The sequence below is a fragment of the Streptomyces sp. NPDC001027 genome, from assembly GCF_040299045.1.
Classification (GTDB): Bacteria; Actinomycetota; Actinomycetes; order Streptomycetales; family Streptomycetaceae; genus Streptomyces.
Genome location: NZ_JBEPBI010000024.1, coordinates 52,211 through 62,364, shown reverse-complemented (window position 1 = coordinate 62,364; position 10,154 = coordinate 52,211). Strand labels below are relative to the sequence as shown.

Genomic DNA, 10,154 nt, shown 5'->3' with positions numbered 1-10,154 from the left:
GCATCGCGGCCTGCGTCGGCAACAACGGCCGCAGCGGCGGCGCCGGGTCGGGCGTCAACCTGACGCAGTACTTCCACGCGTACGGCGAGCCGGGCACCGAGCAGGCGATCAAGAAGTACGCGAAGGCCTACGACAAGGCGAACGTGACCACGCAGTGGATCACCAGCGCCGACTTCGAGAGCAAGCTGTTCGCCACCCTGCTCACCAAGAACGCGCCCGACCTCTTCGAGTTCCACCCGCAGATCCAGATGGTCAAGAGCGGTCAGGTGGCGGATCTGACCGACATCATCGACCCGGTCAAGAGCGACTTCAACCCGGCCGACATCAAGTCCCACACGGTCGACGGGAAGATATACGGCGTCCGCATGATCGACGACCCGCAGTTCTTCTTCTACCGCAAGTCGATGCTGGAGAAGGCGAAGGTCCAGGTGCCGACCACGCTCGACGAGCTGATGGAGGCCGCCGCCAAGCTCACCACGGGCAAGGTCAAGGGCCTGTACATGGGCGACGACCTGCACAGCGTCATCAACCCGATGATCTGGTCGGCCGGCGCCGACACCCTGAACGAGAAGAACGAGATCGCCTACCACACCCCGGGCGTCATCGAGGGCATCAAGAAGATGCGCAAGCTGTTCACCAGCGGCCACCTCCTGCTCGGCGCGCCGACCGCGTCCTGGGACCCTTCGTCGCTCAACCAGGGACTGTGCGCGATCCAGTTCTGCGGCATGTGGGCGATGCCGGGCATCCAGAAGGCGCTCGGCGACGACTGGGGCGTCTTCCCCTTCCCGAAGACCGTCGACTCCGGCAAGCAGTCCGTCTACAACGGCGGCTGGTCGATGTTCGTGAACGCCAAGGGCAAGAACGTCGACGCGGCCAAGGAATACGTCAAGTGGCTGTGGATCGACCAGAAGCAGTACCAGGAGGACTGGGCCACCTCCTACGGCTTCCACATCCCGCCGCGCACGTCGATCGCGCAGTCGGCCACCAAGCTCAAGTCGGGCAACGCCGCCGAGGGCGTCAGGCTCTTCAACGAGTTCGGGCACTTCGACAACATCGGCTGGACCCAGGCCATGATCACCTCTCTCGAGGACGTCTTCGCCAACTCCGTCCGCAAGGACATGGACCCGGAGGCCGCGCTGGACAAGGCGGACGCGGCCGTCAACCGCGAGCTCAAGAAGCTGTTCGGATAGGCCGCGGGACGGACCTCGACATGTCGACGACCACGACGCGCGACCTCGCGCACCCCGCCCCGGCGAAGGCCTCACCGGCCAAGCCGCGGCGGGGTCTGCGGGGCAGCCCCACGTTCAACTTCTGGCTCTTCACGGGGCCGTTCCTCATCGGTCTGGCGATCTTCGTCTACGCGCCGATCCTGTGGAGCATCTGGCTCAGCTTCTTCGAGGCCCGCTTCACCGTCACGCCGGACAAGTTCATCGGCTTCGAGAACTACACGTACATGCTGACGAACGACGACTTCGTCGGCTCCCTCGTCACCTTCACCGTCTTCGCCGCGTTCATCGTGCCCACCACGTGGGCGCTGTCGCTGAGCCTGGCCCTGCTGGTGAACCGGCTCCGCTTCATGCGGGCGTTCTTCCGTTCGGTGTTCTTCCTGCCGACCGCGTGCAGCTACGTCGCCGCCGCGCTCATCTGGAAGATGTCGATCTTCAGTGGGGTCCGGTTCGGCCTCATGAACACGGTCCTCGCCTGGTTCGGCATCGACAACATCGCCTGGCTGGTGGACCCCAACCCGCCCTGGTACTGGCTCGTCATCGTCACGGCGCGGCTGTGGCTGCAGTCCGGCTTCTACATGATCCTCTTCCTGGCCGCGCTGCAGAACATCCCGGGCGAGCTGTACGAGGCGGCCGCCATCGACGGCGCCAAGCCGGGCTGGCAGACCTTCCGCCACATCACCCTGCCCCAGCTGCGCGCCACCTCCACCGCGGTGATCCTGCTGCTGCTGATCGCCGCCTACCAGGCCTTCGACGAGTTCTTCAACCTGCTGTCGAAGACCACGTGGGGCCGTCCGCCGCTGGTGGAGCTGTACTACAAGGCCCTCGGCGAGAGCCAGGACTACGGCGCGGGCAGCGCCGGAGCGGTCATCCTGACCGTGTTGATCTGCGCCGTGACCCTGCTCCAGGGCAAGTTCATGGGCTTCGGAAGGGGGGACGAGTCCAAGTGACCACCACGACGCCCGAGGTGCACAAGAGCGCAAAGCCGTCGCAGAAGCCCCGCCGGGGCGGGCGCGGCGGCGGCGTGATGAGCTCCACCGGCCTGTACATCGCGACCGGTGTCGCCGGCTTCTTCTTCCTCGTCCCCTTCTACCTGCTCGTCCGCAACGCCCTGTCCACGGACACCGACATCACCGGCGAGAACTGGAAGTTCTTCCCCACGGACATCCAGTGGGGCAACGTCAAGGAACTGTTCACGGACGAGACGGTTCCCTTCGCCCAGTCGCTGTGGAACTCGGCGGTGGTGGCCACCCTGCACACCGTCGGCGTCCTGCTGGTGTGCTCGCTCGCGGGCTACGGCCTCGCCCGCATCCCGTACCGGCATGCCAACAAGGTGTTCTACGCCGTCCTCGGCACCCTGATGGTCCCGACGGCGGTCACCTTCGTCCCGAGCTTCGTGCTGGTGTCGTCGCTCGGCTGGGTGGACACCTACCGGGGTCTCATCATCCCGGGCCTGTTCAGCGGTTTCACCTGTTTCCTGTTCCGGCAGTACTTCCTGGGGTTCCCCAAGGAGCTGGAGGAGGCGGCGCGCGTGGACGGTCTGGGCTACTGGGGCGCGTACTGGCGCATCGTGGTGCCCAACTCGCTGAACTTCTTCGCGGCGATGGCGACCATCACCTTCATCAACGGCTGGAACTCCTTCCTGTGGCCGCTGGTCATCGGCCAGGACCCGGGGTCGTGGACGGTCCAGGTCGCGCTCTCCAACTACATGACCAACCAGACCGTCGTCTTCCACCTGATCTTCATGGCCACCGCATTTTCCATCCTGCCCCTGGTATTCGTGTTCCTCTTCCTCCAGCGCTGGCTGGTCCAGGGGATCGCACAGACCGGCATCAAGGGCTGACCTAGGAGACCCATGTCCCCTCGCACCCCGGCCGTCGACTACGTCGAGAGCGTCTCTCCCGGCAGCGGGGCCCTTCCGCCCCGCGCCTGGTACGCGTCGTCCGACGCGAAATCCCTGTCCCTGAACGGACGGTGGCGTCTTCGGGTGTCGGCCACAGCCGACGCCGAGGACGACGCGTTCGCCGAGGAGGGTTACGACGCGCAGGACTGGGCCGAGGTCACGGTCCCGGGCCACTGGGTGCTGCAGGGGGACGGCGGCTTCGGCTCGCCGATCTACACCAACCACCTCTACCCCTTCCCGGTGGACCCGCCCCGCGTGCCCACCGAGAACCCGACCGGCGACCATCGGAGGGTCTTCGACCTGCCCGAGGGGTGGCCGGACCTTTCCGAAGGCGGTTTCGTCCTCCGTTTCGACGGCGTGGAGTCCTGTGCCCGTCTCTGGCTGAACGGGACGGACCTCGGCGAGTTCAAGGGCTCCCGGCTGCCCCACGAGTTCGCGGTGGGACATCTGCTCAAGCAGCGCGGCAACGTCCTCGCGGTGCGCGTCCACCAGTGGTCGGCGGGCTCGTACCTGGAGGACCAGGACCAGTGGTGGCTGCCGGGCATCTTCCGTGACGTCACCCTGCTGCACCGGCCCGCGGGCAGCGTGCTCGACTTCTTCGTGCACGCCTCCTACGACCACGTCACGGGCGAGGGCGCCCTGCGCGTCGACTCCGACGTCGACGGACGGGTCGTGGTACCCGCCCTGGGCATCGACGCCGCGACCGGGGAGACCGTCACGACGCCGGTCCGGCCGTGGACGGCGGAGACGCCCACGTTGTACGACGGCGAGCTGGTGACCGAGGGCGAGCGGGTGCCGTTGCGCATCGGTTTCCGCACCGTCGAGCTGGCGGACGGTCTGATCAAGGTCAACGGCCGGCCGATCCTGTTCAAGGGCGTCAACCGGCACGAGTGGCACCCCGAGACGGGCCGCGCCCTCGACCTGGAGACCATGCGCGCGGACGTGCTGCTGATGAAGCGGCACAACGTCAACGCCGTCCGCACCTCGCACTACCCGCCGCACCCCGCCTTCCTCGACCTGTGCGACGAGTACGGCCTGTGGGTCATCGACGAATGCGACCTGGAGACCCACGGGTTCGTCGAGCAGGACTGGCGGGACAACCCCGTCGACGACGAGCGCTGGACCCCGGCCCTGCTCGACCGCGCCGCCCGCATGGTCGAACGGGACAAGAACCATCCGTCGGTCGTCATCTGGTCCCTCGGCAACGAGGCCGGCACCGGACGCGGACTGACCGCGATGGCCGAGTGGATCCACGGCCGCGACGCCTCGCGCCTCGTGCATTACGAGGGTGACGTCAACTGCCGTGACACGGACGTCTATTCACGCATGTACGCCTCTCACGAGGAGGTCGAGCGGATCGGCCGGGGGCTGGACGGCGGCACCCTCAGGCGACGCGAACTGCCGTTCATTCTCTGCGAGTACGCCCACGCGATGGGCAACGGCCCCGGCGGGCTGGCCGATTACCAGCGGCTCTTCGAGGCGCACGACCGGCTCCAGGGCGCGTTCGTCTGGGAGTGGATCGACCACGGCATCCGGCATCCGGAGCTGGGCTACGCCTACGGCGGCGACTTCGGCGAGGAGCTGCACGACGGCAACTTCGTCTGCGACGGCCTGCTCTTCCCGGACCGCACGCCCTCGCCCGGCCTGGTCGAGTTCAAGAAGGTGATCGAGCCGGTCCGCATCGAGGGCGACGGCTCGGGCGGGACCGTGCGGATCACCAACGGGTACGACTTCTGCGACCTCTCCCACCTGAGGTTCGAGTTCTTCCACCAGGTGGACGGCTCCCCCTCCGGCGCGGAGGCTCTCACCGTCGGGCCCCTCGCGCCCGGGGAGTCGGCCGAGGTGAAGCTGCCGTCGGGCCCGGTCGGCGAGGGCGGCGAAGGCGGCGAGGTCCAGTGGACGGTTCGCGCGCTGCTCGCCGACGACACGTCGTGGGCGCCCAGGGACCACCCGGTGGCCTGGGGTCAGGAGACCGTCGTCCCGCGGACGCCGGCGACTGTCGCCGCCTCGCAGCGGCCCGTCCCCGGCGGGCGGCTGCTCACGCTGGGTCCCGGCGTCTTCGACGCCCGTACCGGCGCGCTGAGGTCGGTCGGCGGCGTCGACGTGCGGGAGCTGCGTCTGGACGTGTGGCGGGCGACGACCGACAACGACGACGGCGCGTCATGGCAGGACGACACGCGCTACGGCCTGATGTGGCGTACGCACGGACTGCACCGGATGCGGCACCGCCTGGACGGCGTCGAGCCGGCCGACGACGCGCTGACCGTACGGACCCGGGTGGCGCCGGCCGGCCGCGAGCTGGGTCTGCGCACCGTGTACCGCTGGACGTCCGACGGGACGCGGCTGAAGCTGACCGTCTCCGTGGGACCCGAGGGCGACTGGACGATGCCGCTGCCCAGGATCGGCGTCCGTTTCGGGCTGGCGGGAGAGTCCGCGGGACACGCACGGTGGTTCGGCGGCGGTCCCGGCGAGGCGTACCCGGACACCGGGGCCGCGTCGATGCTCGGCCGGTGGGACGCAGGCATCGAGGAGCTGCAGACGCCGTACGTGCGCCCGCAGGAGAACGGGGCCAGGGCCGACGTCCGCTGGGCGGAGCTCGGCGGCCTGCGCATCGAGGGGGACCCGGCGTTCTGGTTCTCCGCCCGGCGCTGGACGACCGAGCAGCTGGACGCGGCCCGGCACCCGACCGACCTCACGCCGGGCGACACGGTCTGGGTCAACCTCGACCACGGCCAGCACGGCATCGGCTCGCAGTCCTGCGGTCCCGGCCCGCTCCCGCAGTACTTCCTGAACGCCGAACCCGTCGAGTTCTCCTTCGTGTTCTCGGAGACCGACTGATCGGCCGACCGTCCGGGCGGCGTCCGGGCGGCGGCGTCCCTGCACCGTCCGGGCGGCGTCCCGGCACGGAATCGACTCCTCCCGCGGCCGGCCGGACCCCGGCCGGCCGCGCCGCGCCGCAGTGGAGGTTGAACGAATGAAGGGCAGCATCGAGGTGCGGGGCCTGTCCCGCACCTTCCACACCACCGTCCGCCGTCCGGGCCTCATCGGCGGTCTGCGGTCCCTTGTCGACCCGGAACGGGTCGCCAAGCACGCCGTCCGCGACATCACCTTCGACGTGGCCCCGGGCGAACTCCTCGCCCTCCTCGGCCCGAACGGCGCCGGCAAGTCCACCGCCATCAAGATGCTCACCGGCATCCTCACCCCGACGTCCGGTGAGGCGCGGGTCGCGGGCGTCGTGCCGTACCGGGAGAGGGAACGCAACGCCCGCAACATCGGCGCCGTCTTCGGGCAGCGCACACAGCTGTGGTGGGACCTCCCGGTGCGCGAGTCGTTCGCGATCCTGCGCGACATCTACGAGGTGCCCCGCACCGAACACGCCCTGCGGTTGCGGGAGTTCGACGATCTCCTCGAGCTGTCCTCGTTCTGGGACACCCGGGTGCGCCACCTGTCGCTCGGCCAGCGGGTGCGCTGCGACCTCGCGGCGGCGCTGCTGCACGACCCGCCCGTGGTCTTCCTCGACGAGCCCACCATCGGGATGGACGTGGTGGTGAAGGAGCAGGTCCGCGAGTTCCTGCGGCACCAGGTCGAACAGCGCGGCCGCACCGTCCTGTTGACCACGCACGACATGACGGAGGTCGAGCGGCTCGCCGAGCGCGTGGTGCTGGTCAACCACGGCCGGCTGGTGCTGGACGGCACCCTCGACGAGATCCGCCGCACCTTCGGCTCCACCTGGCAGGTGCGGGCCACGCTCGCCGACCCGCACGCCGAGGTCGTGGCTCCGCCGGGCATCACGGTCCTGCGCCGCGAGGGCGCACGGGTGGTGTTCGGCCCGGACGGTGCGGGCGCGCCCACGGTCCACCAGGCGCTGAAGGCCGTCATCGAGCGGTACGAGGTGACGGACGTCGCCGTGGACGAGGCGGAGCTGGAGGATGTGATGCGCGCCGCGTACGCCCAGGCCGGGACGTCGTGACGGCGGTGCTGCCCGGCTGGCGCGCCGCCCGGGTCACCCCGCTCGGAGAGCTGCGCACCCCGCCCCGGATGACCGCCGCCCTGCTGCGGCTCACCGTGCAGGTGGTGCTGGTCGCGTCCCTGTGGCGCGGTCTGTACGCCCATACGGGGACCACCGCGGGGCTCACCCGCGACCAGGCGGTCACCTACGCGGTGCTGGCCGTGCTCGCGTCCCGGCTGCGGGCGTTGGACCAGTACGCGGGCCGGGACACCGTCATCCAGCACATGCACTTCGGCACCATCGTCTACTGGTACCTGCGGCCGCTGCCGCCGCAGCGCTACTACGCGTTGCGGGCGCTCGGCGAGCAACTCTACGGTCTGGCGTGGGCGTCGGCCGGATACGCCGTCTGCCTGTGGTCCGGCACGGTGCGGCCTCCCGGTTCCGCGGCCGTGGCGGGGGTGTTCGCGCTGAGCCTGCTGCTCGGCCAGTGGATCCTGTACTACGTCATGCTGGCCATCGACCAGCTCTGTTTCTTCACGTTGCGCAACAACGCCGCGATGCTCATCCTCATCTTCGCCCAGAACCTGCTCTCCGGGGTGTACGCGCCCTTGTGGTTCTTCCCGGACTGGTTCGTCACGTTGAGCGCTTTGCTGCCGTTCCAGGCCACGCTGAGCGTGCCGTTGTCGCTGTACGTCGGCCGCATCCCGCTGCCGGACGCCGGGCCCGCCCTGCTGGTTCAGGCCGCCTGGGTGATCGTGCTGGCGCTGTTCACCCGGCTGGTGTGGCGACTCGCCGCCCGACGGGTCATCTCGCAGGGAGGCTGATCTCCGTTGAAGACCGTGCGCCTGGCGTGGCGGATCACGCGTCTCAACTTCCGCGCGCAGCTGGAATACCGTTCCGAGTTTCTGATGATGGTCGCGATCGGCGCCGTCTGGCAGGTGTCGGTGATCGTCTTCGCGACCGTGCTGCTGACCCGGTCCAGTGGAATGGGCGGCTGGGACAGCTCGGACGTCCTCCTCATCCCCGCGACCCGGATGCTCGCCCACGGTCTGTTCGTGCTGTTCCTGGGACGCGTGCACGGCATCGGTTACTTCATCCAGGAAGGCAAGATCGACGTCTGCCTGGTGCGGCCGATGTCCGTGCACCTCCAGGTGCAGCTACGCGTGTTCCCGACGAACGCGATCGGCGACCTGGCGGTCGCGGTCGCACTGATGGCGGGCGCGCTCGGCCGCAGCGGACTCGACTGGACGGCGGGCCGGACGTCGTATCTGATCGCGGCCGTCGTCGGCGGCATGTTCCTGGAGGCCGCCCTGTTCACGGCGCTGGCCTCCGCGGCACTGCGTTTCCCGGCCGCAGACTACTGGGGGCGCTGGCTGGAGGAGCTTCTCGGCACGTTCGGAAGCTATCCCCTCAACGTGCTGCCCAAGGCGGTGGGCGGCTTCCTGACGTTCGGCCTCCCGCTCGCCTTCGTCGCGTACTTTCCCGCCGCCGTCCTGACCGGCCATGCTCACGGCACGGGCGTCCCGTACTGGCTGGCGGCCGTCTCCCCGCTGCTGGGCCTGCTGGCGTACCTCGGCTCACGGCTGCTGTGGCGGTGGAGCCTGCGGCACTACACGGGGGTGAACGGCTGACTCGCAGACGCGTCGACGCGCAGACGAGCCGATCACGCGCGGGAGTGCGAGGCCGGACCGGACGTCTCGGGGCCGGCGGTTCGCGGTGGGTCGCCCGGCGCAGGGGATCAGATCCCCACGTCGGACGGGAGGCCGACCGACCGACTCACCCGTCGATGCGGGGCACGTCCGCCTCGGACCTCGGCCGCGGCGTCGGGGGCTGCTTGTCCGCCCACGGCCGCTACAGGACGGGCGCGCCGACCAGCGAGGCCCGCGCGCCCGTCCCGGGCAGTAACGCGTTTCTGCGATCCGCTCAGATTCGGGAAGCGGTTCCGCAACTGTCGGACGTGCTGCCCTCGCCGATGCCCTTGCTCCGGTCGTACGGGTCCTCGGTCGGGCCGGTCTGCGTGGGAGCCGTCGGCTCCGCCGACTTGAACCGGGGGTGCAGGAAACCGTCGTAGACGTCGCAGGCCGAGTTGAAGAGCGCCTCGTCGTACCGGACGAGGAGCAGCCGCCCGGGCGTCACGTCGTAGTGTGCGGGGTCGGGGATCTCGACGTCGATGACGCGCCGCACGATCGTCCGGGTGACCTCCGGCGGGCCCTCGGCGGGGCGGACGGGATAGACGAAGGTGTAGTCGGCGTGCACGGTCACGCCGTTGTGCTTGCTCTTCTTGTAGGTCATGCGCCCGCGCGTCTTGACCACGTCGCCCACGACCCTGGTCTCGTCGGGGTCGAACCGGCTGAACAGGGTCAGCGGGTCGTGCGTCCTGTCCGGCGAGCGAAGGAAGGCGTCGAGGTCGTCGAGCAGATGCGGCTGTTTGGGATCGAGCACCGAGAGAGCGGCGGCCGGACGTCCGCCGCGCAGCGTCGCGGACTCCAGATTCGCGCCGACCAGCAGTTTCCTGGTCAGTTCAAGCGCTTTCGACACACGTTCCTTCGGCGCCGACCCGACGGCCTCTGCGACCGGCAGGACCACGCCGGCCTCGCCGTCGGCCCAGGCGAGGGCGGGAGAGCCGGCGAAGGGCCTGTCGATGGTCGGCGCCTGGTCCGGCACGGCCCCCGGTGCGGCGGTGGGTGCTGCGGTCTCCGCGGGCAACGGAGACACGGCGGCGGCCTTGGGCTCGCCCGTTCCGAGGGGGTCACCGGGCAGCAGCGAGGGTCTGAGCGCCACGGCGACCACACCGAGCGCCAGCAGCACGCCGAGCGCCGACCACACCTGCCGCCGCCTCGTTCTGCCGTTCATGTCCCGCGGGGTCGGACCGGTCCGCCAGCCCTCGGGCTCGCCCTGGTGCCGCAGCCGTTCGGTGACCATGCGGGCCCGGGCGGAGGGTTCCTTCGGAGCAGGGGAGGCGCCGAGCTCGCTGTCCCGGAGGAAGGCCTGCCATTCCTCGTCGGATATGGACGAGCTGTCTCCCGCCTCATCAGAGGGTTTGCCGACCACGGGGTGCGTACCTGCTTTCTCTTGC

General features: G+C 69.6%; 8 protein-coding genes. 7 read left to right on the top strand and 1 reads right to left on the bottom strand.

Features of this window, described 5'->3' with window-relative positions; translation table 11 throughout:
• Positions 1–2 precede the first annotated feature (2 nt).
• From ABT300_RS10450 to ABT300_RS10420, 7 genes are all read left to right on the top strand, one after another.
• The gene (locus ABT300_RS10450; RefSeq protein WP_351673868.1) at positions 3–1,190 is read left to right on the top strand and encodes an ABC transporter substrate-binding protein; all 1,188 of its coding nucleotides are present in this window, start codon (positions 3–5) and stop codon (positions 1,188–1,190) included.
• A gap of 20 nt (positions 1,191–1,210) precedes the next feature.
• Positions 1,211–2,176 (top strand): carbohydrate ABC transporter permease, encoded by a 966-nt coding sequence (locus ABT300_RS10445; RefSeq protein WP_107446285.1) that lies wholly within the window; start codon positions 1,211–1,213, stop codon positions 2,174–2,176.
• Positions 2,173–3,069, top strand: coding sequence for a carbohydrate ABC transporter permease (locus ABT300_RS10440; RefSeq protein ID WP_502977911.1), 897 nt, complete (start codon positions 2,173–2,175; stop codon positions 3,067–3,069). Before ABT300_RS10445 ends, ABT300_RS10440 begins: the two co-directional genes overlap by 4 nt.
• Before the next feature lie 12 nt (positions 3,070–3,081).
• Positions 3,082–5,967: a glycoside hydrolase family 2 TIM barrel-domain containing protein gene (locus ABT300_RS10435; protein ID WP_351673867.1), complete on the top strand. Its 2,886-nt coding sequence runs from the start codon at positions 3,082–3,084 to the stop codon at positions 5,965–5,967.
• Positions 5,968–6,103: 136 nt separating this feature from the next.
• The gene (locus ABT300_RS10430) at positions 6,104–7,099 is read left to right on the top strand and encodes an ABC transporter ATP-binding protein (protein ID WP_351673866.1); all 996 of its coding nucleotides are present in this window, start codon (positions 6,104–6,106) and stop codon (positions 7,097–7,099) included.
• A 68-nt stretch (positions 7,100–7,167) separates the two neighbouring features.
• Positions 7,168–7,902 carry an ABC transporter permease gene (locus tag ABT300_RS10425; protein WP_351673871.1) on the top strand — a complete coding sequence of 245 codons (735 nt, stop codon included), beginning with the start codon at positions 7,168–7,170 and terminating at the stop codon, positions 7,900–7,902.
• Positions 7,903–7,908: 6 nt separating this feature from the next.
• The gene (locus ABT300_RS10420) at positions 7,909–8,709 is read left to right on the top strand and encodes an ABC transporter permease (protein WP_351673865.1); all 801 of its coding nucleotides are present in this window, start codon (positions 7,909–7,911) and stop codon (positions 8,707–8,709) included.
• Positions 8,710–9,001: 292 nt separating this feature from the next.
• Here the strand turns inward: ABT300_RS10420 and ABT300_RS10415 are convergent, their stop codons facing one another.
• The gene (locus ABT300_RS10415) at positions 9,002–10,129 is read right to left on the bottom strand and encodes a hypothetical protein (RefSeq protein WP_351673864.1); all 1,128 of its coding nucleotides are present in this window, start codon (positions 10,127–10,129) and stop codon (positions 9,002–9,004) included.
• Positions 10,130–10,154: the final 25 nt, after the last annotated feature.

Bases quoted from the DNA above. Each gene is read 5' to 3' on its own strand.
- ABT300_RS10435 (WP_351673867.1), top strand. From the start codon at position 3,082: ATGTCCCCTCGCACCCCGGCCGTCGACTACGTCGAGAGCGTCTCTCCC.
- ABT300_RS10445 (WP_107446285.1), top strand. From the start codon at position 1,211: ATGTCGACGACCACGACGCGCGACCTCGCGCACCCCGCCCCGGCGAAG.
- ABT300_RS10430 (WP_351673866.1), top strand. From the start codon at position 6,104: ATGAAGGGCAGCATCGAGGTGCGGGGCCTGTCCCGCACCTTCCACACC.
- ABT300_RS10425 (WP_351673871.1), top strand. From the start codon at position 7,168: ATGACCGCCGCCCTGCTGCGGCTCACCGTGCAGGTGGTGCTGGTCGCG.